Source organism: Aurantivibrio plasticivorans (genome assembly GCF_055392955.1).
The window spans coordinates 421,019-445,382 of record NZ_AP036020.1 but is presented as its reverse complement, the minus strand read 5'-3'; the positions used below and the strand labels follow the sequence as shown (position 1 = coordinate 445,382).

The 24,364-nt window shown below is 48.1% G+C and carries 28 protein-coding genes; 12 read left to right on the top strand and 16 right to left on the bottom strand.

Features of this window, described 5'->3' with window-relative positions; all coding sequences use genetic code 11:
* Positions 1–26 precede the first annotated feature (26 nt).
* Both ACZ5NB_RS02035 and ACZ5NB_RS02030 read right to left on the bottom strand, forming a co-directional pair.
* Positions 27–1,172 (bottom strand): lipase family protein, encoded by a 1,146-nt coding sequence (locus ACZ5NB_RS02035; protein WP_460231184.1) that lies wholly within the window; start codon positions 1,170–1,172, stop codon positions 27–29.
* 19 nt (positions 1,173–1,191) lie between these two features.
* Entirely contained in the window at positions 1,192–1,707 is a 516-nt protein-coding gene (locus tag ACZ5NB_RS02030) for a DUF6795 domain-containing protein (RefSeq protein ID WP_460231183.1), read from the bottom strand.
* Between the two features lie 870 nt (positions 1,708–2,577).
* Here ACZ5NB_RS02030 and ACZ5NB_RS02025 point away from each other — a divergent pair.
* On the top strand, positions 2,578–3,069 hold the full coding sequence (locus ACZ5NB_RS02025; protein WP_460231182.1) for a GNAT family N-acetyltransferase: 492 nt from the start codon (positions 2,578–2,580) through the stop codon (positions 3,067–3,069).
* Between the two features lie 21 nt (positions 3,070–3,090).
* On the opposite strand, the gene speB is transcribed toward ACZ5NB_RS02025, so the two are convergent.
* The 5 genes from speB to ACZ5NB_RS02000 form a co-directional block, all read right to left on the bottom strand.
* Positions 3,091–3,969, bottom strand: coding sequence for an agmatinase (gene speB / locus ACZ5NB_RS02020; RefSeq protein WP_460231181.1), 879 nt, complete (start codon positions 3,967–3,969; stop codon positions 3,091–3,093).
* Between the two features lie 53 nt (positions 3,970–4,022).
* Entirely contained in the window at positions 4,023–5,234 is a 1,212-nt protein-coding gene (nspC, locus tag ACZ5NB_RS02015; RefSeq protein WP_460231180.1) for a carboxynorspermidine decarboxylase, read from the bottom strand.
* A gap of 12 nt (positions 5,235–5,246) precedes the next feature.
* Entirely contained in the window at positions 5,247–6,440 is a 1,194-nt protein-coding gene (locus tag ACZ5NB_RS02010) for a saccharopine dehydrogenase family protein (RefSeq protein ID WP_460231179.1), read from the bottom strand.
* A 59-nt stretch (positions 6,441–6,499) separates the two neighbouring features.
* Positions 6,500–8,473, bottom strand: a complete 1,974-nt coding sequence (gene speA, locus ACZ5NB_RS02005) for a biosynthetic arginine decarboxylase (RefSeq protein WP_460231178.1) — start codon at positions 8,471–8,473, stop codon at positions 6,500–6,502.
* 117 nt (positions 8,474–8,590) lie between these two features.
* Complete coding sequence (locus tag ACZ5NB_RS02000; RefSeq protein WP_460238632.1) at positions 8,591–9,100, bottom strand: FAD-binding oxidoreductase; 510 nt, start codon at positions 9,098–9,100, stop codon at positions 8,591–8,593.
* 84 nt (positions 9,101–9,184) lie between these two features.
* Here ACZ5NB_RS02000 and ubiE point away from each other — a divergent pair, with 84 nt between their 5' ends.
* The 8 genes from ubiE to tatC all read left to right on the top strand — a co-directional run bounded on the left by ubiE (position 9,185) and on the right by tatC (position 14,729).
* Complete coding sequence (gene ubiE, locus ACZ5NB_RS01995) at positions 9,185–9,961, top strand: bifunctional demethylmenaquinone methyltransferase/2-methoxy-6-polyprenyl-1,4-benzoquinol methylase UbiE (protein ID WP_460238634.1); 777 nt, start codon at positions 9,185–9,187, stop codon at positions 9,959–9,961.
* Positions 9,961–10,650 (top strand): ubiquinone biosynthesis accessory factor UbiJ, encoded by a 690-nt coding sequence (locus tag ACZ5NB_RS01990; protein ID WP_460231175.1) that lies wholly within the window; start codon positions 9,961–9,963, stop codon positions 10,648–10,650. The genes ubiE and ACZ5NB_RS01990 overlap by 1 nt, the downstream gene beginning before the upstream one ends.
* A 69-nt stretch (positions 10,651–10,719) precedes the next feature.
* On the top strand, positions 10,720–12,342 hold the full coding sequence (gene ubiB, locus ACZ5NB_RS01985; RefSeq protein ID WP_460238635.1) for a ubiquinone biosynthesis regulatory protein kinase UbiB: 1,623 nt from the start codon (positions 10,720–10,722) through the stop codon (positions 12,340–12,342).
* 69 nt (positions 12,343–12,411) lie between these two features.
* Positions 12,412–12,858, top strand: a complete 447-nt coding sequence (hisI, locus tag ACZ5NB_RS01980) for a phosphoribosyl-AMP cyclohydrolase (protein ID WP_460238637.1) — start codon at positions 12,412–12,414, stop codon at positions 12,856–12,858.
* Positions 12,859–12,871: 13 nt separating this feature from the next.
* The gene (locus ACZ5NB_RS01975; protein WP_460231172.1) at positions 12,872–13,204 is read left to right on the top strand and encodes a phosphoribosyl-ATP diphosphatase; all 333 of its coding nucleotides are present in this window, start codon (positions 12,872–12,874) and stop codon (positions 13,202–13,204) included.
* A 22-nt stretch (positions 13,205–13,226) separates the two neighbouring features.
* Positions 13,227–13,457, top strand: a complete 231-nt coding sequence (tatA, locus tag ACZ5NB_RS01970) for a Sec-independent protein translocase subunit TatA (RefSeq protein ID WP_460238638.1) — start codon at positions 13,227–13,229, stop codon at positions 13,455–13,457.
* A 5-nt stretch (positions 13,458–13,462) separates the two neighbouring features.
* Complete coding sequence (gene tatB / locus ACZ5NB_RS01965) at positions 13,463–13,924, top strand: Sec-independent protein translocase protein TatB (RefSeq protein WP_460231170.1); 462 nt, start codon at positions 13,463–13,465, stop codon at positions 13,922–13,924.
* A gap of 28 nt (positions 13,925–13,952) precedes the next feature.
* A complete protein-coding gene (gene tatC / locus ACZ5NB_RS01960; protein ID WP_460231169.1) occupies positions 13,953–14,729 on the top strand; it encodes a twin-arginine translocase subunit TatC in 777 nt (258 codons plus the stop codon).
* Positions 14,730–14,802: 73 nt separating this feature from the next.
* Here the strand turns inward: tatC and ACZ5NB_RS01955 are convergent, their stop codons facing one another.
* The 8 genes from ACZ5NB_RS01955 to ACZ5NB_RS01920 form a co-directional block, all read right to left on the bottom strand.
* Positions 14,803–15,027, bottom strand: coding sequence for a hypothetical protein (locus ACZ5NB_RS01955; protein ID WP_460231168.1), 225 nt, complete (start codon positions 15,025–15,027; stop codon positions 14,803–14,805).
* Positions 15,028–15,191: 164 nt separating this feature from the next.
* Positions 15,192–15,632: a D-aminoacyl-tRNA deacylase gene (gene dtd, locus ACZ5NB_RS01950; RefSeq protein WP_460231167.1), complete on the bottom strand. Its 441-nt coding sequence runs from the start codon at positions 15,630–15,632 to the stop codon at positions 15,192–15,194.
* A 45-nt stretch (positions 15,633–15,677) separates the two neighbouring features.
* A complete protein-coding gene (gene pip, locus ACZ5NB_RS01945) occupies positions 15,678–16,649 on the bottom strand; it encodes a prolyl aminopeptidase (RefSeq protein WP_460231166.1) in 972 nt (323 codons plus the stop codon).
* Positions 16,650–17,075: 426 nt separating this feature from the next.
* Positions 17,076–17,681 (bottom strand): LysE family transporter, encoded by a 606-nt coding sequence (locus ACZ5NB_RS01940; protein WP_460231165.1) that lies wholly within the window; start codon positions 17,679–17,681, stop codon positions 17,076–17,078.
* A gap of 220 nt (positions 17,682–17,901) precedes the next feature.
* The gene (locus ACZ5NB_RS01935; protein WP_460231164.1) at positions 17,902–18,303 is read right to left on the bottom strand and encodes a GFA family protein; all 402 of its coding nucleotides are present in this window, start codon (positions 18,301–18,303) and stop codon (positions 17,902–17,904) included.
* A gap of 10 nt (positions 18,304–18,313) precedes the next feature.
* Complete coding sequence (locus tag ACZ5NB_RS01930; RefSeq protein ID WP_460231163.1) at positions 18,314–18,730, bottom strand: GNAT family acetyltransferase; 417 nt, start codon at positions 18,728–18,730, stop codon at positions 18,314–18,316.
* Positions 18,727–19,821, bottom strand: a complete 1,095-nt coding sequence (locus ACZ5NB_RS01925; RefSeq protein ID WP_460231162.1) for an AI-2E family transporter — start codon at positions 19,819–19,821, stop codon at positions 18,727–18,729. Before ACZ5NB_RS01925 ends, ACZ5NB_RS01930 begins: the two co-directional genes overlap by 4 nt.
* 42 nt (positions 19,822–19,863) lie before the next feature.
* A complete protein-coding gene (locus ACZ5NB_RS01920; RefSeq protein ID WP_460231161.1) occupies positions 19,864–20,292 on the bottom strand; it encodes a GNAT family N-acetyltransferase in 429 nt (142 codons plus the stop codon).
* A gap of 207 nt (positions 20,293–20,499) precedes the next feature.
* On the opposite strand from ACZ5NB_RS01920, the gene ACZ5NB_RS01915 reads away from it, so the two are divergent.
* The 3 genes from ACZ5NB_RS01915 (at position 20,500) to ACZ5NB_RS01905 (ending at position 23,681) form a co-directional block, all read left to right on the top strand.
* Complete coding sequence (locus ACZ5NB_RS01915) at positions 20,500–21,453, top strand: serine/threonine protein kinase (protein ID WP_460231160.1); 954 nt, start codon at positions 20,500–20,502, stop codon at positions 21,451–21,453.
* A gap of 49 nt (positions 21,454–21,502) precedes the next feature.
* On the top strand, positions 21,503–22,267 hold the full coding sequence (locus ACZ5NB_RS01910; protein ID WP_460231159.1) for a PP2C family protein-serine/threonine phosphatase: 765 nt from the start codon (positions 21,503–21,505) through the stop codon (positions 22,265–22,267).
* A 403-nt stretch (positions 22,268–22,670) separates the two neighbouring features.
* Positions 22,671–23,681: a glutamine synthetase beta-grasp domain-containing protein gene (locus tag ACZ5NB_RS01905; protein WP_460231158.1), complete on the top strand. Its 1,011-nt coding sequence runs from the start codon at positions 22,671–22,673 to the stop codon at positions 23,679–23,681.
* 113 nt (positions 23,682–23,794) lie between these two features.
* On the opposite strand, the gene ACZ5NB_RS01900 is transcribed toward ACZ5NB_RS01905, so the two are convergent.
* Positions 23,795–24,328, bottom strand: coding sequence for a hypothetical protein (locus ACZ5NB_RS01900; RefSeq protein WP_460231157.1), 534 nt, complete (start codon positions 24,326–24,328; stop codon positions 23,795–23,797).
* Positions 24,329–24,364 lie beyond the last annotated feature (36 nt).

The window sequence follows — 24,364 nt, the reverse complement described above, 5'->3', positions numbered from 1 at the left end:
AGCACCAAATATGCTGAAGCAGATCCCTAAAGCATATGCTCGATGGCTTTTCTCACTTCACGCGCAATTCGCTCAGTAATTCGGTTTAACACCATACGAATTAAAGCTTCGGTTAACTCTTCGATGGTCTCAGCAACTTTCATCCCCAATGCGCGCATCATGCGCTTAATCAACAAGAAAACCCACGTTGCGGCCTCACCACCTAGCTGAATGCCTTTTTTAAGAATAATGGCGAGGTGATCGGCAATAGTTAATGCACCAACAACGACGGCTTGCGTTTTAGCAATCAACATTTGAATCACGTGGGATAAAGCAAAATTAAGTTTTTCCCAAAAACTTGAAGATTGCACTGTGTCGGCAGAGTCACTGGTTAGCCATGCTTTTATGGCTGCAGCAGAGTTTTGAATAGGATTGGGTTGATAGACAGCTTCCCAATCATTACCTTTAATCGAGCCAATATAATTTCTCATTTTATGGGCACTGAGGTTAATCAGGATACCGCCAAACTGCATGTAATAAGCACGGCCAGATGTTGGCGCATGTGAGTATGGAAAAACAGGAACCATTGTTACTGGGTCTGTCGAATGATACATACGATAAATATTCTCTGCCTTAAGCTTGCTAGTAAGCGCTTGACCAAAACCACCTACGCCGAAGCCAACCCGTGGAGCGCCGAAGGTATACAACTGGGTTTTAACCGAAAATTTATCTTTTACCCAATCAGCTGCCAGCGATGCAACCGCACCACCAAGGCTATGGCCAATACAGTGGACTGCAGTGACACCCGTCTGCCCCGCGAGAAATCGAGCCAAATCACCACAAAGACTACTGAAGACTTGATTAAACCCACTATGTACAAATGAACCCGTTTTCGAAACACTCAATCCGCAGCGTAGATCCGTGACAATATCCGCTCCGTAGTTCGACGTTGTGGTACCACGAAACATAAGAAAAACGTCATTTGCATATTCTCCAGCGCCTCGCGCACAGACCGCAAAACTGTCGCGGGTATTGACCAACCGGCTACCCACCTCGCCAGCTAAAGCAGTCTGATCACCTTTCTTCTGAGAAAATTGCGGGCTCATCATGAATAAGTTTAAATCAATACTATCTTGAACACCGTATACATCTGCTGCCAACTTTGCGGCAATATTTGCAGCTACTCTAGCCATTGCCAAATCTCCTTATTAATTATTGATCCCAGTGACAGGTGGTTCCGATAAACCCCATTTCCATATCAACTCGTCGCAAATCTTCACCTAAATCACAACGTAAGTTTTGTGGCTTCGCACCACCAAACTCTCCAAATTCTTCCTCGATGAGTTTTCCGCCTGTCCATATCAGGTGCTCTTGTCCTTGATATTCGACAAGTATTTTTTGCCTGGAAACAAACTGGACAACCAAACCACGTTGCTTATCCCAAACTGATTCAAATGAAAACCTGCCCTCTTCATCGGCAGTTACCACATCTTTATGCTCAGTATTTTTGAATTCGTATGTCCTCGTTAATTTCGCACCCGAGGCAGGTTCTCCATTCAGCATAACCTGACCAGCAAACCCCGAGAACAAACAAACTTTTTCCCCTATCAAAAGGCCCATATCTTCATCCTCTACCGTCGATACATATGCCAATGGAATAACACCTAGCACGAGAAGCACAATCGCTACCACACCCCAAATTTTCCAACGCCCTTTTGTTTCAGACATAGCGCACGCTCCCATAGCAAAGGGATACCAGTAACAAATAGGTGTGAAATCGATTGCCGCTCTGAAGAGCGAAGCGTCTGGGCTGTTTAGCGAATATGGTTTGCATTAATCAGAGATCCATCTCAGCTTGGCGCGAGTCGTCTATATTACCGCAGCCAGGCGCAGCACATTTTTATAAAAACACAAAATGTGCGCCAATTATCACTTAGCTAACAAGGCTGGTTACAGCTTAACCTACCGATTCCGGCATAAACTTAATGTCTACGAAAGAAGTAGTAAGGTAGCAGCCCTCATCAGCCATTACCTCTTACTCTCGACTGCCCCTTAGACCCAACTAATCCCAATGACAATTGGTACCAACAAAACCGGGATTAAGATCTACCCGCCTTATTGGGTCTTTCAATTCGCATCGTAAGTTCCGGGGTTTATTTCCTCCGAACTCCCAAAACTCCTCTTCACCTAATTTAGCGCCGCCCCAGATTTTCCAGCGTACTTTCCTTTCAGCCACAACATTTACCCTAAAGGCAAAGAAATAGAAAAAATAAAATCGTTGTAAAATTGATTGACGCGTATAGTGGCAAAACGAGCCAGCTGTTTAGCGAACGTGGTGTGCATTAGTCAGAGATCAATATAAACCCTGTTCGAGCAGCGCATGTTACATCAGTTGATGATTGTTTTGACACGATAAGCTGTAAAATTTGCTAGGCCTATCAGTTCCGAATAAGATATGCATCCCAATCAATACGGCGCGTCTCTATACACTTGCACACCCCGATACCGTGACACATCCGTTTACCTTGACACACCTCTATACCCTGACATACGCATAGCTCTAGCAACTCAAAGAAATCTAAAAAATAGGACAAAGCATTGCTATACCTAAGAAAACCCACCAGCGACGATGAACAGCAAGTTCAATCGCTCTACAAACAAAGTAAGGATCTGCATCTTCCGTGGAGCTATCCGCCTCAAGACATTAAAAAATATTTGAATGAAGAAGAACGTTACTTTTTGTGCCTCGATGACGACCAAACGATAGTGGGTACATTTAACATCTCCGGAATCGTTCGTGGATATTTCCAATCGGCTTATCTTGGCTATGAAGTGTTTTCGCCTTTTCAAGGCAAAAGTTACATGCGAGAAGGGTTAGCACTTTTAATCGACGAAGCGTTCGGCCCTTTGAATCTCCACCGCTTAGAAGCTAACATCCAACCAGGTAATACCGCGTCCATTAAGCTTGTCGAAGGTGCTGGATTTACGAAAGAGGGGTTTTCCAAAGCCTATTTAAATATCGGTGGTAAAGGCTGGCAAGATCACGAACGTTGGGCGCTAGTTAACGAGTACTGGCAAGAGCAGCAATAACCACTTCAACACAGCAAGCCATCAACTGCGCTGACGCTGCACGATGCCCATCATTTTATATAGCAATTGACTCGCAGCGAATTCGTAGGCGTGGAAGCCAGGGATGGGAGCGAATTCAAGCATGTCGAAGCCAATGATGTTGCGCTGGCTAACAACGGATTCAAAAAGGCCGAGGGTTTGATACCAGCCTAAACCACCAGGAACAGGCGTACCAGTAGAGGGAAAGATGGAGGGGTCCATGCCGTCGATATCGAGAGTGAAGAAAACATTTTTCGGGAAATCACTCGGCAACGTAATCTCTGAAATATTATTCGGCACGATGTCGTCGGCATCGAAATAGACTACGTTAAATTCTTTGCGCGCTTGCATTTCTTCTTCGCAATACGCGCGAATACCCAGCTGCACGAGTGGAATATTTTTTTCAACAATGCGTTTCATCACGGATGCATGGCTGTATAGGTCGCCTTCATAAGCATGTCGAAGATCGGCATGAGCATCAATTTGCACAACGCCAAAATCAGTAACACCCGCGTCGAGATAGCCTTTAATAATTCCCCAGGTGACGGTGTGTTCGCCGCCAATACCAACCGGCATGCCGCCCTTTTCTAAAATGTTTTGGGTGGCGTTGGCGATACGCTCGATAACAATTTCAGGATTGCCTTCGCAGTTCACCGCTTTATGGGTATAGATACCCAACTCACTGGGATTACTTTTTCCATCCCACGTTTCTAATTGTTCAGAGGCTTCGATAATACTTTTAGGGCCTAGTGCGGTACCGCCACCATAGGACACCGTGCGTTCAAATGGTACAGGCAAAATATGGAATAGCGCATCATCAAATTTCGGCTGCTCAATTTCGGAGCCCAGAAAAATGTTATCGATTGCCTGATCATTCGACATATATGATTACTCTTGATTTCTAAATTTTTTATAAAAGGGGCTAACAAGGCTCTTTAGGATAAGCGCGTTTTAAAATCGTCGTAGGTAAATTCACGCACGAGTGTTAATACATCAGTCTCCGAATTCCACAACATAATCGCCGGCAATTTCGTGCCATTGAAGGTTGTGGTTTTTACCATGGTGTAGTGCGCCATATCTTCAAATACAATTCGCTGACCGATTTCTAACGGCTCGGCAAACGAATAGTCGCCAATGACATCCCCCGCCAAACAGGTCATGCCGCCTAAGCGGTAGGTATAAGGAAATTCATCGGGCTGCCCAGCATTTGTAACATCAGCGCGGTACGGCATTTCTAACGTATCCGGCATGTGGCATGTCGCGGAGGTGTTGAGAATGGCTTGCGGTAATTCGTTCCAGGTGACATCAAGCACCGAGGTGACTAACACACCGGTACCAATGGCCATTGCTTCGCCTGGCTCTAAATAGACCTGCACATCGTAGCGATCAGAAAATTCTTTAATCGCGTCGACTAGCGCATCACGTTGATAGTCGTCACGCGTAATGTGATGACCACCACCAAAATTAACCCATTCTAAATCTGGCAGGTAACGACCAAACTTTTCTTCTACTGCCGCCAGAGTACGTTGCAACGGTAAAAAATCTTGCTCACAGAGTGTATGAAAATGCAGCCCGGAAATACCGTCCAGCGTACCGCCCTCGGCTTCCCATTGCTCGAATTGCGACAAGGGAATCCCTAAGCGTGAACCGGGTGCACAAGGGTCGTAGATTGGCACTTCACCTTCAGAGTGTTCAGGGTTAATCCGCAAACCAAAGCGCAACTCAGGCCGCGCTTGCTTAGCATCGTGAATCAACGGCTGAAAGCGCTGCCATTGAGAGAAGGAATTAAATACGACCGTATGGGCGATCCCGAGAATTTTTTTCAAATCCTCTTCGGCATAGGCAGCAGAGAAGCAATGATGCTCCGCGGCATTTTCTTTATCTATGGCATCATCGCCGGAATAATAGTCATGCGCCAATTGTAATTCGTGCAAACCACTAGAACAGGTACCGCTAAGATAATTGGCCGTCAAATCACCTAACGACCACATGGAAAATGCTTTTAGCGCGCCTAAAATCTTTGCCCCGCTGCGCGCTTGCACATCGGCAAGAATTTCCAAATTTTGACACACCGCCACCTCATCCACCACAAAGCAGAGTGGCGGCAGGCGAGAAAGGTCGAGTTTTTTAAAATCGGTTCGTTGCATCTTCTTATACAACTAAACGGAAAAATCCGGATCTTCAATCACCTTCCAAGGCAATCCGTATTTGTTCATGTCTTCCATAAAGGGATCGGGGTCCATTTGTTCCATATTCCAGACGCCGGCGCCTTGCCATTTTTTTTCAAGCAACATTTTTGCACCGATCATCGCGGGCACACCGGTGGTGTAGGAGATCGCTTGCGATTGTACTTCGGCGTAGCAGGCTTGGTGATCGCAGATATTGTAGAGGTACGCGGTTTTCGGCTTGCCGTCTTTAATACCGGTAACGTAGCAACCAATACAGGTTTTACCTTTGGTACGCGGACCAAGGCTTGCCGGGTCTGGCAACAGGGCGCGCAAAAACTGCAATGGAATAATTTGCTTGCCTTCAAATTCGACCGGCTCGATTCCAGTCATACCCACATTACCCAACACTTCCAAATGTTTGAGGTAGTTGTCGGAAAAGCTCATCCAAAATTGCGCACGTTTTAAAGTCGGGTAGTGTTTCGTTAATGACTCCAACTCTTCGTGGTACATGCGATAAATATTGTAGGTGCCCACATCTTCCGGGCAGGTGAACGACTGCGACGTAGACATCGCCGGTGTTTCACGGAATGCGCCGTCTTCCCAATGACGACATTCAGCGGTAACTTCGCGAATATTAATTTCTGGGTTGAAGTTAGTGGCAAATGGGTAGCCGTGATCACCACCGTTTACATCAATAATATCTAAGGTATGAATTTCGTCGAAATAGTGTTTCGCCAAATAGGCAGTGAAGACGTTAGTTGCGCCTGGGTCAAAGCCAGAACCTAATAGCGCCATGCGGCCCGCTTGTTTAAATTTATCTTGATAGGCCCATTGCCAGCTATATTCAAACTTAGCCGTTTCTGGTGGTTCATAGTTGGCGGTGTCTAGGTAATCGACGCCCGCTGACAAACAAGCATCCATGATACTCAGGTCTTGGTATGGCAACGCGACATTGATCACCAAATCGGGCTTCTCGGCTTTCAACAACTCGGTCAACTCAGGGACATTATCCGCATCCACAGCGACCGTTTTAATTGGGCGGCTGAGCTGTTCTGCAATAGCATCACACTTTGATTTTGTGCGACTCGCCAAGGTGATTTCGGTAAATACTTTGGGAAGCTGCGCACACTTATGCACAACCACACCACCAACGCCACCAGCACCAATAATCACAACTTTCGCCACTGCCAGACTCCTTTTAAATACTCAATAAATTAAACGGTATTGCACATCAACTAAATTGGTTAACGCTCAAAATAGGTATATCCACGCAAGCTTTCTGAAAAGGCTTGCAGCATGCGCTTACGTGTCGCTGGCGAAATTTTGCCGTTACGCACTGCCTTTTCTGCTGACCGGCGGAAATTTTCCAGCATATCTTGAGGATTGTATTCGACGTAACTCAGTACGTCCGCAATACAATCACCTTCAAACTCACGCTCAAAGTCAAAGGTTGCATCTTCATTAATTCGCACGCTCACCACGTTAGTGTCGCCGAACAGGTTATGCAAATCACCTAGCGTTTCTTGATAGGCACCCACTAAAAACACCGCCAAATGGTATTCTTCATTTTCATTTAGCGGGTGCAACGAAAGAGTCGTTTGCTCGCCATTGGGGTTCGCGAAACGGTCAATCTTGCCATCACAATCACAGGTCAAATCTGCAAGGATCGCTTCTCGTGTTGGTTTTTCGGCTAACCGTTCGATGGGCATAATTGGCAACAATTGATCAATCGCCCAGATATCGGGTAACGATTGAAAGACACTAAAATTACCGTAATACACATCACTCAACAAATTGGGCAACGCTTCAAGTTCTGGCGATACACGACGAGCCTGAGGTAAAAGTTGTGCGATTTTATACAACACTGCGCGACAGAATTTATCAGCCAGTGCACGCTCCCGTAGTTGCATTTGCCCATGCCGAAATAAGTCATACACCTCATCTCGGTAATAAAGCGCATCGTTAAAACACTCTTGCAAATTATCTTTGGTAACGCGATCAAGCACATCGACTAAATTGACAATTAGCTCATGACTGTCGTCGGGGAGTTTCTCTGGTAAGTTATGCGGCTCCGGCTTGCGCACATCCAGCACGTTAAACAGCAACAGCGATGAATAGGCGACGGTCGCACGACCACTTTCCGTCACCAACACTGGATGAGCAATATCTTGCGCATCTAATACTTCTTTAACAGCTTCAACAATGTCGACGCAGTATTCATCGAGTTGGTAATTCATACTGTGAGTTGAGTTAGAAGCGGAGCCGTCGTAATCGACCGCAAGGCCACCACCCAAATCCAGATACCCCATCGCCGCACCTTCTTCAACCAGGCTGACGTAGTAGCGACACGCTTCTAATACGCCTGTACGAATGTTACGGATGTTCGGAATTTGCGAACCGAGATGAGCGTGCAGTAACTGCAAACAGTCCAACATGTCGGCTTCTTTCAACAGGTCGACAGCATCAATTAATTGCGATGGGGTTAAACCAAAGAGGCTTTGTTCGCCGCTGTCATTTGCCCAATGGCCATCTACCTTAGTTGATAAGCGCATACGCGCTCCAATTAAGGGGCGCACCCCCATCGCTCGGCTGCGTTCGATAATGATCGAAATCTCTGACAGGGATTCCACCACAAAAAAGCAACGGATACCCATTTGCACCGCATACAAACCTAGCTCAATAAATTCCGCATCTTTATAACCGTTACAAACAATGAGGCTATCGGTGTCTTTTAAATGCGATAGCGCGATAATGAGCTCGGCCTTGCTCCCCGCTTCCAACCCATGATGGTAGCGCGCACCAAATGACGCAATCTCTTCAATCACGTGACATTGTTGATTCACTTTGATCGGGAAGACACCGCGATAATGATTTTGGTAATCCAATGACTCTATCGCTTTTGCGAATGCTTCGTTTAACTGGCCAATGCGGTGGTCGAGAAGGTTTTCAACACGTAACACCACGGGCATTTCCATGCCGCGTTCCGCCATGCCGTGAACGATATCTTTAATTGGAACGCGAACCTGTTTATCCGCAAAATGCGCAATAACTTCAGCATCACCTTGTTCACTGATGTCGAAGTATCCAGCACCCCAATCACGGATACCGTAGAGCTCTGCACTAGCCTGCGCCGACCAATCATCTTCGCTAGTTTCATTAAACGCAGCAAAGGTATCAGACTCAATGGCTTCTGCGATGTCGGAAGGGGAAACAGTCATTAAAGAACCTCGAAATCGTTAGGGTTTCTTCAGCAACGGGCGAGAAATAGCTGTGGAACTAGCCAGATATGCTGGCTGCGGATTTTGCATATTCTGACAGACAAAGAAAGCAGAATTTCAATTTTTTTCGATGGGTTGGGGCCGCCGCTTTTCGACTTGATCGCGCTCAGCGGTGGACAACGATTTATAACCTCTGACTTCACCATCCGTTAGATAGGGCCACCCATAACCCCATCGAAATGGCGTATCAAGATAGGGGCTGCCACCGACACGCACTCCCATTAACATCATCATCGCCACCTCCGGCTGCCCCACTTCGGCTACACATTGGCGAAGGGCCTCATCAGCTGCCTGGCGCTCGGCGTAACTTCCACCGGCCCAGTAGGCTAGATCGTGAGCAATGCAGCACTCGAGCCAGAGTTCGTTTTCCTTCGCATTGCCATCGGGAAACAAACTGCAGCCATCGCTGCGAAATGGCTGTAGCGTCGATAGGTTATCAGCACCATCGCCGACCTCATTCTCGGCGGCAGAGGGTGAGCTGACAGGCAGCAGGAGCAAAGCGACCACCAACACAAGGAAAGGAACAGCTGTTACTTCCCCAAACGGGAGTAAAACTCGTTGATTCATTCGTTATTCTCACTGGAGTTCGGGCATTGGCAATGTACAATACCGACACTTACGAAAAGCAATGCGTAACCGAAGGTAGACTCCATGTCGCAGCAGAGTGATAACAATATCAAAAGCCAATCTGATACTACACATTTTGGCTTTCAGCAGGTCAAAGTAGGCGAGAAGGCCGGGCGTGTCGCCAACGTATTTCACTCTGTTGCCTCTCGCTACGACCTAATGAACGATTTAATGAGTGGCGGCGTTCACCGATTATGGAAGCGCTTCACCATTGAGTCTGCAGCAGCCAGGCCTGGGCAAACCATCCTCGATATCGCTGGCGGTACCGGCGACCTCACCATGAAGTTTTCATCCATCGTGGGCAAAGAAGGCCAAGTGGTGCTCGCTGATATCAATGATTCTATGCTCAAGGTCGGACGCGACAAGCTGATCGACAAGGGTTACGTCGACAATATCAACTACTTACAAACCGACGCGCAGTTTCTACCCTTCCCGGATAACACATTCGACTGTATTACCATCGCTTTTGGCCTGCGCAACGTCACCGATAAAGACACCGCGCTCGCCTCGATGTTGCGTATTCTAAAGCCCGGCGGCCGACTCTTGGTACTGGAGTTTTCCAAGCCAAGTAACCCTGGCTTAGGCAAGATTTACGACACCTATTCCTTCAGTATTTTGCCGCGCATGGGCAAGCTCGTCGCCAATGACCCCGATAGCTACCGCTACCTCGCCGAGTCGATTCGCATGCACCCCGACCAAGAGACACTAAAGGGAATGATGGAGGGTGTGGGGTTTGTAAATACTAGCTACACCAACCTAACCGGTGGCATTGTTGCGCTGCACAAAGGGTTTAAAGCCTAATGATTGATCCCAGTATTCAAAGTGCTGCCTGTGTTGCGATCGAAGCAGCCATCAATACGGCGTTGCGCTACGACCCAGGTACTCGCCAAGGCCTCGCTGGCCTCAGTGGACAAGTGTTAGCAGTTGAAGTGAGTCCGCCCGGCGCGCAGGTCTACCTGGTACCCGGAGAAACCAAGGTATCGGTACTTGGGCAGTACGAAGGTGATGTATCGACACGGGTTAAAGGCTCACCACAAGCGCTGCTAGCACTGATGCGATCTAGACAATTAAATTTGGCCGAGTCCGGCGTTGAGGTGTTTGGCAACACTGGCCTGTTGATCCAGCTAGCGTTTATCCTCGGCGCACTGGATATCGATTGGGAAGAAGCCCTCAATGACATCGTGGGTGAGGTCATCGGTCATACTACAGCCGACACTATCCGCCGCACACTGGGCTGGGCAAGGGAGCGCAAACAGAGTTTTACTCGATTATTGGGCGAGTACGTTACCGAGGAATTGCGCAGTACGCCCGCGCAACCAGAACTCCATGACTTCTATAGCCAAGTCGATGAGCTTCAGCTCGCCGCCGACCGTCTCGGGGCTAAACTCGAGCAAATTAGAAAAAAACGCGACCAAGACAGAGCCGCCGCAGACGCTGCCGCCTTAGACAATTTTGATTCGCTGGACCCGAATAGCGAAACCAAACATTAACCTTGCCGACGCTATTACCCGGATCGCAAAACCTGCTATTGACCGACACCGCCCGACAGAGACCCCTACGTGATCGCACTATTCCGTTTTCTTCATGTCAGCCGCATCATTCTGGCCTATCGACTCGATACTTTGCTGCGCGACTACCCAACCCCCTGGGCCGTTCGGTTGCTAGTCGGCTTACTGGGTTATTTACCAGAACCTAAAACAAGCCGCGGCATTCGCTTGCGCCTTGCGCTGGAGTCACTAGGACCGGTGTACGTCAAGCTAGGGCAACTGCTGTCCACCCGGCCTGACCTTATCCCCGCAGATATCGTCCAAGAACTGGATAAACTCCAAGATCAGGTGCCACCCTTTGCGCCGGAGTCATTTCGCCAGATTGTGGAATCCGCCCTAGGCGCATCTATTGAAGATCACTTTGCAAATTTCGACAGTCAACCGTTAGCCTCAGCTTCCGTTGCCCAGGTCCACGCGGCCACGCTACCCTCTGGCGAAGAGGTGGTCATTAAAGCGATTCGCCCAGGCATCGAGCGAACGATTGCAAAAGACATCAAGCTGATGCAACGCTTAGCGCAACTGCTCGAAAGCCACGTGTCGTTCGGCAAACGTCTACGCCCAGTGGAGGTAATCGAGGAATACCGCCACACCATTACTAACGAACTCAACTTACAACGCGAAGCCGCCAACGCAACGCAACTGCGCCGCCATTTCGCCGGATCGCCTCTGCTTTATGTCCCCGCTGTCTATTGGGATTTAGTGCGCAAAAACGTGATGGTCATGGAGCGGGTGTACGGTGTACCGGTCGCGGACATCGATACACTCAAAGAAGCTGGCACAGACATGAAAGTGCTTGCCGAGCGCGGGGTCGAAATCTTTTTTACCCAGGTGTTTGAGCACAATTTCTTTCATGCTGACATGCACCCAGGCAACATTTTCGTCAACATCGAAGACCCAGCCAACCCCAGCTATATTGCGTTGGATATGGCCATCGTCAGTTCGCTCAACCAGGACGACCAGTTCTATTTAGCGCGCAATCTGCTGGCCATGTTCCGCCGTGACTACCGCATGGTGGCCGAGCTGCACGTCATGAGCGGTTGGGTCAAAGAAGAGACCGACATCAACGAATTCGAAGCGGCCATCCGCACAGTCTGCGAACCAATTTTCGAAAAACCATTGAAGGATATATCGTTCGGGCAGGTCCTAATTACGCTATTCCAAACTGCCGCGCGATTCGATATGACGGTTCAGCCACAGCTGGTGTTATTACAGAAAACACTACTCAATATCGAAGGCCTGGGCCGTCAACTCTACCCCGAACTCGACCTGTGGAGCACCGCCCACCCTTTTCTCGAACGCTGGCTTAAAAAGCGCTTCAAGCCGAAAACCCTTGTCCGCCAACTGCGCCGATATGGTCCAGAGTGGCTGGAGAAATTCCCTCAGGTGCCCCACTTAGTATTCAATGGCTTACAGCAAGTTAATCGCCTGGAAGACACCTTAGGCACACTGGAGCAGCAGGTAAAAAGCCAGCAAACTACGCAACGTAGCACCCGACGTCGCAATGTCATTGGCATCATCTGTCTGGTTGCAGGCGCCGCCATTGGCTGGCCAGCCCTACAGGCACCCATCGTCGCATTACCCACTGCCAGCGCTGTACTATTCACGGTGGGCGCATTAGCGTGGCTAATACGCTAGAATCACACCTAATCTGCGATCCCGAAAGTGCATCGTCAAACTAAACCATCGTTTCTCAGACATCACACCATGACCGACGTTTCCACCACAGACAGCGCTTTCCTCGACGAGATAAAATGGTCCGCGGATGGCTTAGTTCCCGCCATCGCACAGGATGCCGACACGCATCGTATTCTGATGGTAGCCTGGATGAACCGTGAAGCCTTAATGCTGACGGCACAAGAGAACCGTGCCGTGTATTGGTCTCGCTCCAGGTGTAAACTATGGCGCAAAGGTGAAGAATCCGGGCATGTGCAGCAAGTCCATGAGATTCAACTAGACTGCGATGCCGATGTCATTATTCTTAAGGTGAAACAGCTGGGCGGTATTGCCTGCCATACTGGGCGAGAATCTTGCTTCTATCGAGTTTTACGTGATGGCCAATGGGAAGTGGTTGAGCCTGTACTGAAAAACCCAGACGAGATCTATCACCACACCAAGAGCGATGAAACCATAGACGGCCAATCCAAAGGTTGAGAAAAGAATTGCAATGAATGATGTACTACAACAACTGGATGCCATACTAGCCGAACGCAAAGGGGCCGATGCCGGGTCGTCCTACGTCGCCAGTCTGCACCACAAAGGTCTCAACAAGATTCTAGAGAAAGTCGGTGAAGAAGCCGTTGAGACTGTACTCGCCGCAAAAGACGCTGAAACTAGCCAAGACAATAGTGATCTCATCTATGAAACAGCAGACTTGTGGTTTCATTCACTGGTCATGCTATCGCACTTGGGGGAATCATCCGAATCGGTTCTCAACGAACTGCAACGCCGCTTTGGCCAATCAGGCATTGAAGAAAAAGCCTCGCGGCAACCTAAATAGATTTTTGTTACGGAGTTAAATTATGGGTATTGGCGGCATTAGCATTTGGCAATTACTAATCATCTTAGCCATTGTGGTCATGATTTTTGGTACCAAACGCCTTAAAAATATTGGTGGCGATTTAGGTTCTGCTATTCGCGGATTTAAAAAAGGCCTCAACGATGAGGACAAACCTGCGGTTGAAGAAAAAACTGACGACGCAACGAACGAGAAAGTTATCTCTGGTGAAGCCGAAAAGGTTGAGAAGGACTAACCTCAGTGTTTGATATTGGTTTTACCGAAATCATCGTCATTGCCGGTGTGACGTTAGTCGTGGTCGGCCCAGAACGCCTACCCGAAACTGTACGCACAGTGGGTTTATGGCTCGGCCGATTCAAACGCAGCCTGCGTGAAACTCGCCGCGAACTGGAAAACCAATTTGGGGCGGATGACATTCGTAGACAACTGCACAACGAAGAAATCATGCGCAGCTTAGAATCAGTGCGTGATGACACCGTGGATGCATTTGACCTGCAACAGGATCTGGAAAAAGAAGACGACCTTTATCCACCGGGTCACCATGATCATGACCCCAATAATGATGAAGAAGAAAAGCGTCTAGCCACTGAAAACACCATTGCGCCACCTCAAAACAGCGACATTCAAGACAGTGTCGAGACCCCTAGCGATAGCGCATCCGTTAGTAGCGAGAGCACAACTGAAACCAACAAACCCTCTTAGTTAGCCCCAACCTGAAACAATAGACTCTATGACCGCCGGCAGCAGCTCCACAGACCATAGTAATGATCAAGAATTGCCCCTGATTGCACACCTAAAAGAACTGCGCAATCGGTTACTGTATTGTTTTATTGCCGTCATCGCTGTTTTTTTATGCCTAGTGTACTTTGCCAACGATATTTACAGCGTAGTGTCAGCGCCGATGATGCGAGCCCTCCCGGAAGGCTCGAAAATGATCGCTTACGAAGTTGCCTCGCCTTTCTTAGCGCCTTTTAAATTAACGTTTTACGTTTCCTTTTTTATCGCGATGCCTTTCGTGCTCTATCAAATCTGGTCTTTTATTGCACCAGCGCTGTACCAAAAAGAAAAACGTATCGCGATACCCCTGTTTATTTCGAGCGTTATCTTGTTTTACGCAGGCATGGCGTTTGCGTACTTCGTGGTGTTCGAAATTATCTTTAAATTTTTTGCCTCAGTGGTGCCGTCGGATATTCAGCAAGCCCCGGACATCAACGCCTACCTCAGCTTTGTTCTAAAATTATTTTTTGCCTTTGGCTTTGCTTTCGAAATCCCTATCGCCACTGTTTTGCTGGTATGGGCGGGCGCTGTGGATACAACCAAATTGTCGAATGCGCGCCCCTACATCATCATTGGCTGCTTCGTCTTTGCCATGCTACTAACCCCTCCCGACGTGATATCACAAACATTATTAGCTCTGCCCATGTGGCTATTGTTTGAAGTAGGCGTATTTTTTGGCCGTTGGATCGAGAGAGACAAAAAAGACGAGGAAGAAAGCCCAGCAACCTGATTACACAGTTCAAATTTGAGGCATAAAAAAACCAGCAATAAGCTGGTTTTTTTAAATTCTTTAATGAGTTCTCTTACAGCATCAGGAAGATCAAAATCCATCCGATAGCAGCCACAACGATAGATTCACCGGCTTTCGCCCAGTTAAACAAGCCGTAAAAGTAAGAGAGCGGCGGAACAAAGACGGTCGCCAAACCCCATGTGAAGTCTTCTTTGAAAGAGCAAATTAACAACATTACCCAGCTGGCCACTAAGAGGGCTATGCCGAAAGTTAGTAATACGCCTGACACTGGATCCATCGATCTCTCCTCAACAATCGTGTAATTGCGCCCCAAGTGAGCGACAGTCATTCAATTCTGTTCCTGCATTGTTGTTTGTCTTTTGCAGGAAGGAGGTGAATGGGGCTAACCCAGTCCCTCGCGAGATGGCGCATAATACCAGCCTCTTTGCGGGCTTGCTAGCGCTACGCTGACAACCAGAAGGTAACGGGGCCGTCGTTACAGAGGCTGACCTGCATATCAGCGGCAAACTGGCCTGTAGCCACCTGCAATTCAGGGTATTCACCAAGCTTCGCGACAAATGCTTGGTAGAGCTGATCGGCGAGTGCAGGAGGCGCCGCTGAAGAAAAACTGGGACGCAGCCCTTTCTGGGTGTCCGCCACCAGAGTGAACTGTGATACCACCAGAATACCGCCTCGGATATCCAACAGACTGCGGTTCATCTTTCCTGCTTCGTCGGAAAAAATACGGTAGTTAATCACCCTGTGAAGTAGCTTATCGAGCTGCGCTTGGCCATCAGCCTTTTCAACGCCTAAGAGCAGTAAGATACCTTGGTCAATGGCGCCAACAACATCACCACCCACCTCAACTTTGGCATGCGTTACCCGCTGAATCAGTCCCCTCACGTTTCCCCCGTAATCAAGCCATAAAAAGCGTGGGAGAGTAGGCCATTACGCCTCGGAGGGGAAGTCTGCCTCAAAACGATCAGCCATTTCTCGGGTGGCACGCACCAGCGCATCCACGATACTAGGCTCGCGCGAAGCATGGCCCGCATCTCGAATAATGTGCAGCTGGGAATCATGCCACCGCTTGTGGAGCTTGAATGCGTTATCAAGAGGACACACGGCGTCGTAGCGGCCGTGAACAATAATCCCTGGAATGCCTTGTAGCTTGTCGGTATGTTCAAGAATTTGGTTTTCGTCGATAAAGCAATTGTTGATGAAGTAATGCGCTTCAATACGCGCTAACGCCACGGCACGGTGTGGGTCGGCAAAAGTCTCCACGACTTCGTGATTGGGACGCAACGTTGAGCAGCGCCCCTCCCACACAGACCATGACTTAGCCGTAGCCATCTTAGCCAGCTCGTTCTCTCCAGTCAGCCTATCGTAATACGCCTTAATCATATTACCGCGTTCAGCTTCCGGAATTGGTTTGACGTAGTCTTCCCAATAGTCAGGAAAGAGATGGCTCGCTCCATCTTGATAGAACCAATTGAGATCGCGCTGACGGCAGAGAAAAATACCACGCAATATGAGCCCCATGACTTTGTCTGGGTATGCCTGCGCATAAAGCAAACTCAAGGTTGACCCCCAAGACCCTCCAAATAGAACCCAACGCTCAATACCTAAGTGCTTTCGAATTTTTTCGATATCACTCACAAGTGCTTGTGTGTTGTTGTCCTCTAATTCCGCATGCGGTGTAGAATGCCCCGCGCCACGCTGATCAAAAGCAATAATGCGATAACGCTCAGGATCGAAAAAACAGCGATCTTGCTTACCCGCTCCCCCACCTGGTCCGCCGTGAACAAACAACACAGGAATCCCGTCCGGGTTCCCAGACTGCTCGACATAGAGCGTGTGCAAATCACTAACACCCAACATTTGCTTATCGAAGGTTTTGATATCCGGGTACAAACTGAACATGGCGGCCTCTATTTCGCTGCTCTTGTGCAGAGCAAGTTGAGCTATAAGTGTAGACTAAAGAGACTACTCTCATCCCTTTTCAGCCGCTACGCCTATTCGCGCGGTTTTTGACTTAGATCGAGAAATAGGTCTACAAAGCCTCGTCAAGGCTCAGCTCCTCTAGGCACAGCCCCTCTCAATCTAAGGCCATAAAACCAAAGCCTATAAAATCTCAAGCTCATTGACTTTCCGAGGTGGCACCGTATTAGCGGCACTCTTCGATTGCGAATCACTCTCTGTCTTACGCAACTAAGATTGGCGTCTCGGTCTCAAGGTTGGCATATGGCACATTGGCCAACAAAACAGAGAAGCTAACAAATCAGCAGCAAACAAATACGCCCACCGCTATCACGAAGTACACCGATCTTAGCGTTTGAAGAACCTGCACTACGGCAGCCAAACTTGGTACGCGCGATACAAGAGATGAACTGCAAAGAGAAATAAAGGCAAAGCCATTATTTTAATGAATAGCGCATACAACCGTTTATTGAACATGTTGCCGAGACGAAACACGGCCAACGCAACAGCCAATTTTGTCAGACATAGCGAGGTTAAAGCCACAATGATAAAAACGCCGGCTTCCAAGGCCGTCCCCATAGCAATGTAGCTACTGCCAATCGTTAGCCAAAACAAATAAGGTGAGGGATTTAAGGCATTGATTTTTACAGCCGTCAACAAACTAGATGCCCCACTCGATTGTTGAGGATTAATCTCGCTTGGAGCCATCAATAATTTGTAGCCGACCCACAATAAATACAACCCACCCAGCAATGACAACAACGCTTCTAACTGACTCAGAGAGTGAAGCGTCGTCGACAGGAGCAAGGCAATGATAATAATAGGACCATCAGTAATGAATGGCGCGAGACTAGCAAGAAAGCCAACCCGAACACCTCGCGTGAGGGTTTGATGAATAATAAAAACCCCCAATGGTCCAGGCTTGATACCCGCAGCAACACCAAATGAAATGGCAGCGAACATAAACACTAACATCGGCGCTCAACATTCCAACCAGTAGCGTGCCAATAATTCAACAACAAACATTCTTTACTTTCTTATTCACTATGGCAATTGTTCGCGCTCGACAGAGGCCCCAGCGCTCGCAGTGTAGTTTCACTATTAGTGCCTGAAATTACTCACCCGAAAGCCCACAATGGGCTATATGTATTTAGTATTAAGTCATTCTCGAGAAGATTAAATTGGACCATCTGATTTAATGGTTTGGTTTTTTATCATACCTAGGGAATTCGTCATTGATAACGTACCAGCTAGGCGTGGAGGAAATAAAGGCATGATATTGTCTAGCAGGATTAATGTGCGAGTCTAGCGTTCCCACGCGCAGCCGCAAAATACTCGGCAGATCATCTCTTGCGCTATATAAGGGGCTTGCACAGATTCCGCAAAAGACGCGACGCTTGTTTGGTGACGCTCGATATTCGCTGAGCTTATCTTTTCCTTTTACGACTTTGAAGAGTTCCGCTTCGATCGGTGCAACTGCGACGAAAGCACCGCCTTGGGCTTTTTGACATTGCGCACAATAGCAACGCGATAGCTCCTCGATGTCTCCCGCATAGGTATAGCTTACCTCACTGCACAAGCAACTTCCGCCATGCATAATAGCCCCCTTAATCGTATTCTAAGCGCTTACCCATAGAGACCACTCGATCCATGCTGTAACCGATCGCCTCATAAAATTCTATAACCTGTTGATTGGTTGTTCGTATTTGCAGGTTTATCTTTGGGCAGCCTACAGCTAACAATCTTTTTTCCACTGCTTTCATCATCTCGCGGCCTAACCCTTCACGTCGCATTGAGGGCAATACGGCCAAGTAATTAATCCAACCTCGATGCCCATCGTAGCCAGCCATTGCACTCGCCACGATTCTTCCGTCAATATCGCCCACCAAAAACAACTTACCACTATCCTGCAACTTTCGATCAATATCTTTATGTGGGTTGTTTTGCGGAACAACTAAACCGCACACCTGCCAAAGATCGATCACCGCTTCGCGATCGTGCTCATCAAAAGATCGAATGTTCATTCTGATTCTCGCTCGTCTGCCAACGCATCCTCGATTGGCCCATCAGCATGAACACCAAACTCACGGCCAAAAATTTGCCAAAACGCAATAAATAGCATGGCGATGATTGGACCCACGACAAAACCATTCATACCAAACAGCGTTAAACCACTTAACGTCGACAGCAACACCATCCAATCTGGCAGCTTGGTATCTTTGCCGACTAATATGGGGCGCAGCACATTATCAACTAAACCAATAACAAAAATACCGAAAAGTACTAGCACCGTGCCCGACATCACTTCACCCACTGCGTAAAGGTAGATTGCGGCTGGCAACCACACGAGACCCGCACCGACGGCTGGAATTAACGATAACACTGCCATCACCACACCCCACAACAAAGCTGGAGGCAAATCCAACACCCAAAATATAATGCCACCCAATGCACCCTGAACAATAGCAATAACCAAGTTGCCTTTTACCGTTGCTTTTGATACTTCACTGAATTTTTGGAACAGAAGACGCTCACGCTCATCACCAATTGGCAGATAATGAATCAGCATTTCAATGAGCTCATTCCCATCTCGCAACAAAAAGAACGCAACGTAAAGCATAATGCAAAATGACAGAAAAAATTGAAATGTACCCTGACCGACAGCAAGCGCATTGCCCGCGAGAAATTGGCCCGCTGCTAACGCTGCTTTGGAAGCACCCTGCCTTAACGCATTAATATCAATATCAAATCGCTGCAGAAGTGATTCAATTGCGGGAAAAGCCGCACGCACCTGATCGACATACTCAGCTGGATTTACATCCCCCTCTTTTAACTTTTGGTAGAGGTCGACGCCTTGCTGTATAAAGGTAAACCCCAGAAACAACACTGGTATAATCACTAAAACAATACACACCATCAACGTTACCAAGGCAGTAACATTTGGCCTCTTCCCCCACTTGCCGACCAACCAACACTGCATTGGGTGAAATAATATGGCGATAATGCAAGCCCATAAAATCGGTGCAAAAAATGGCAGCATGAGCGCGCCAAATAGTAGCGTAATGCCAATTAGCGCACCGAGAAATGCTCGTCTTTCAATTTTTTCCGCACTCATGCAAACCTCTGTATTGATAAAGATGTACTGATAGATTGAGCGTTAATCAGCGCAAAACCTTTTCGTCATATAACAACCATTCGAGTCCTCACTGTATGCAGCAAAAAGGCTTGCAATACACAAACCCCTCACGCTCGCACAACCGCCCGGCTTGGTCAAAATGGCATGCTTCCAGTTGCCAACCATAATGATTGATAACAACGCCCAAGCAACGCCTCGGTCTCTCGACTCTCGCGCAGTGCGCATCGATTTAATGTCACCGTTTTGTGAATTCAGCTCTTTCAGCGCCGCACACCCCAATACATTCAACTTATCTCTTGCCACCCAACATGTCACGTCACGGTACTTTAACTTCTCAAAGGTAAGTGCATGTCTACTTTCAGGGGGAGATGTGATTTGCATATCTGCCAGTTGTTCTTTGAGCAACCGAATAACAGCAGGGTCTTCGATGAAGTCTATTGATGTGTCCATGCATAGCCAGTCCTTTGCAAAAATAGAGTAAACGCTTTGTTATTGGGTTCTACAGGACGTTTCCTTTTATGATTAAAACATAAGATGAACACAAGAGAGAATACGCAAGCGCAAATAAGCGACAACCAACCGCGCATAGTTGTAATTCAATTGCGACTAAGGTTAGAGTGGAGCCCCTAATAACGTTGAAGCCCCCAGGAGCTAACAATGCTCGAATTTCCTCAGCAAAAGGTTGATAGCGCGCGTCTTTTTTCAGAAGACACCGACAAGCCTTTGCCGGAGACTCTCAACCCCAAAACACGCTACGCATTTTTTAGCACCATCGCCAAGGGCGGAAAATCCATTATTCAATCCTGCCGCGATCTGCACCTAGGACGGACTATCTGCTATAAATCGCTACGCCCTGAGTTCATTAACGACCCGATTGAGACAAAACGCTTATTACGAGAGGCTCGTATTTCTGCAATTTTGCAGCACCCCAATACTATTCCAACCTATGAAATCGGTCGCGACAATCGCGGCAATTATTATTTCACCATGAAATTGGTACACGGTTATACACTTCGTGAGGTGCTAAATTTTCGTGAGCGTTATGATCTAACTCAGCTCATGGATCTTATTATGCCCGTCGCACAAGTGCTCGGTTATGCTCATTCACGAGGCGTACTGCACCGGGACATTAAGCCTGAAAATATTCTAGTAGGCCCATACGGCGAGGTACTTCTGCTGGACTGGGGGCTTGCAAAGGTATGGTCAAAGGACGAGAAAAAGGTCGACGATAATTCGGAGCTAGAACAAATTGCCGCCGAACCTGGCATGACCGGCGAAGCAAAACTTCAGGGCACGGTCATGTATATGTCACCAGAGCAGATACACCGAGACCCATCCATCGACGTACAGTCTGACCTGTATAGCTTAGGCTCGGTACTCTACGAAGTACTCACTGGACTAACACCTTTTCAGGGCGACAATGTGACAACGCTGCTGGAACAAATTAAAACCGAGACACCTGTCGACCCGCGCAAAGCATCTAAAGCCCGAATACCGAGTATTCTCGCCGATTTAACCATGAGCTGTTTGGAAAAAGACCCCAATAACAGGCCGCACTCCGCCGATGCTGTGCTGCGCACCCTCAGAGAAAACTGGGGATTTGTGCAATAGACTCTCGCGACCTCGATACCAGGCTTACTCAAAATATAGAACCACGGCCATGCCCTACATTGATTTTAAGCAGCTGAAAGAACTTGAAACGACATGCACGTCGGCAGCCTCGATATCCTGGCATAGCGCAGCTAAAAGTCATGCAGGACTGGTGCGCAAAGCCAACGAGGATGCCTTTTATCACTCATCGGAACATGGTTTATGGGCCGTTGCCGACGGCATGGGTGGTCTAAATCGCGGTGACTATGCCAGCGGAGTAGTCGCTGAATCGCTTGTGCATTTTATGAAGGCAAGCTCCCTGGCCGAGAGCGTCAGAGACCTTGAAATGAAGCTGAGGGATGCACACAATCTTTGCCGGACGTCATTTCCCGGTGAACAGGTTGGTTCAACCGTTGCCGTTCTGTTCAACTATGGATCTCATGTCTTCTTTTTGTGGGCTGGGGACAGCCGAATATATCGACTAAGAAACAACACGCTGACTCAATTAACAACAGATCATAGCGTCGCCCAGACCATGATCGCGCGTGGTCAGCTGCGGCCTGCCCAAGCTGAGCATCATCCATCCGCCCACGTATTAACCCGCGCTGTTGGCGTCCATCAAACTCTCCACCTGGAGCTTGATTTTGACTGTGTTGAACCAGGAGATCGATTTTTGATTTGTAGCGATGGCCTCTACAAAGACCTTACCGTTGACGACATAGAACAATTACTTGCCCAAGATACCGCCGACAACGCTGTGCGTGCACTCATTGATGGCGCACTCAATAAAGGGGGCCGTGACAACATAACCGCCATTGTTGTCGATGCCGACTAATTAGCAGAATAGTGCTAATCTGGTGCAGTTTGAACAATAGCCAAAAATGAAAAAACGGGTGTACCCACGCGATTAAAAACCGATGATTTATTGCGCTACTACGCCAAGGACAGGCTAGAAGGCGAATACAAGCCAAAAGCATAGATCTCGCTCTAAAGGCCTACGAGACAAGCGATAGCACCAAAATGGAGCGACAAGTGATGCACCGCACCAAATAGGTGCTTTAAATTGGTGCATTTTCTAACCCTTTGTCCGCACCAGCCCATTCAGCAAGGGCTTCGCCACAATACTCGACCTGGCATGAATAATGTAATGCCAATTGCGATAAATAATGTGTCATTTTATCTGACTTCAAAAATCAGGGGCTCGCCCTGAATAACGACCTTTACGGAGAATGAAAATTATGAAGAGTAAGTTGGAATATATCTGGCTTGACGGCTACCAACCAACCCAAAGCCTACGCAGTAAAACTATGGTCCGCAAAGACTTCAGCGGCAAACTTGAAGACTGCCCAATGTGGTCATTCGACGGTAGTTCTACCGAACAGGCTGAAGGCAACGCGTCGGATTGTCTGTTGAAGCCAGTCGCCATTATTCCTGATCCAGGTCGTATCAACTCTTACCTCGTAATGACCGAAGTATTGAATGCTGATGGTACTCCTCACGTATCTAACGGTCGTGCGACTATCGAAGACGATGACGATGATTTTTGGTTCGGCTTTGAGCAAGAATACTTCTTGTGGGATCCAAACACTAACCTTCCTCCTGGTTTCCCAGCTGGCGGTTACCCACCTCCACAAGGCCCATACTACTGCTCAGTTGGTGCACGCAACGCCTATTGCCGTGACTTAATCGAAGAGCATTTGGACCTATGTCTTGAAGCGGGCCTCAATGTTGAAGGTATCAACGCCGAAGTAGCTGCTGGCCAGTGGGAATTCCAAATTTTTGCTAAGAGCGCGAAGAGAGCCGGTGACGAAATCTGGTTGGCTCGTTACCTATTAGAGCGCACCGCAGAGCGTTATGATCTCGCCATCGACTGGCATCCTAAGCCTCTTGGTGATACCGACTGGAACGGTTCAGGCATGCATTCTAACTTCTCTAATGGCGCAATGCGTGAAGCTGGCGACGAGAGTGTATTCACCAAGATCTGTGAAGAATTCGGCAAGCATGTTGAAGAATGTATCTCTGTATACGGCGCTCATAACGAGCAGCGCTTAACAGGTAAGCATGAAACTCAATCTATCGATCAGTACAGCTATGGTGTATCTGACCGTGGTGCTTCTATCCGTATTCCAATCGGTACTGTAGAAGATGGCTGGAAAGGTCGCCTAGAAGACCGTCGTCCCGCGTCTAACGCTGATCCTTACAAGGTAGCTGCTGTTAACATCAAAGTAACCAAGCTAGCTTTGGCGTAATATAAGGCCACTAGCATAAAGCTAACCGCCAACAAAAAACCGGGGGAGAATCAAATTCACCCCCGGTTTTTTATATCTGATTTGAGCTAAGCGCTATGTTACGTCGCTTACTGCTACCAGTTTCGCGTCGAATTGGGAGATGACTTAAACACCTTCTCCGTAGCCTCCATAACCGCTTTTTGAGTATCGCTAGGCTCGCCTCCAAACGACGCAATTTCATTTAGCATGCCTAGCAATGATTCCACGTGCTTTTCTTCGAACGTCTTTAGGCTGGGCGAGAGAATGCCTTGCACTTCTTGCGATATTTCCCCCGCTTCTTTCAACAAATAGGAAGAAGAGGCATAAAGGCTAGCGGCATCTTTAGCTGAGAGATTAAACTCACGACAAAATACATCGATGACTTTGTCTTTGAGCTCTTGGGTCATCAAACCAGGCAGCTCTGCCACGGCAACCACCAATACAGCAGCAGCTTCCATTGAACTTTCGATGCAGTGCAATGGTTTAGCCCCCACCTTTTTAGCCCAACTGCGACGCCTTGCCCAATAAAACGGGTTAAACGAATTGAGGTCGACACCAGAGTTTTGCAGGTTATAAAGTGCCCAGATCAAGCCCGCCGCCGCCGTTATGATTCCGATGATGATATGCATAGATCCTCCGATGATGGCGCACTTCCATCAATGCTT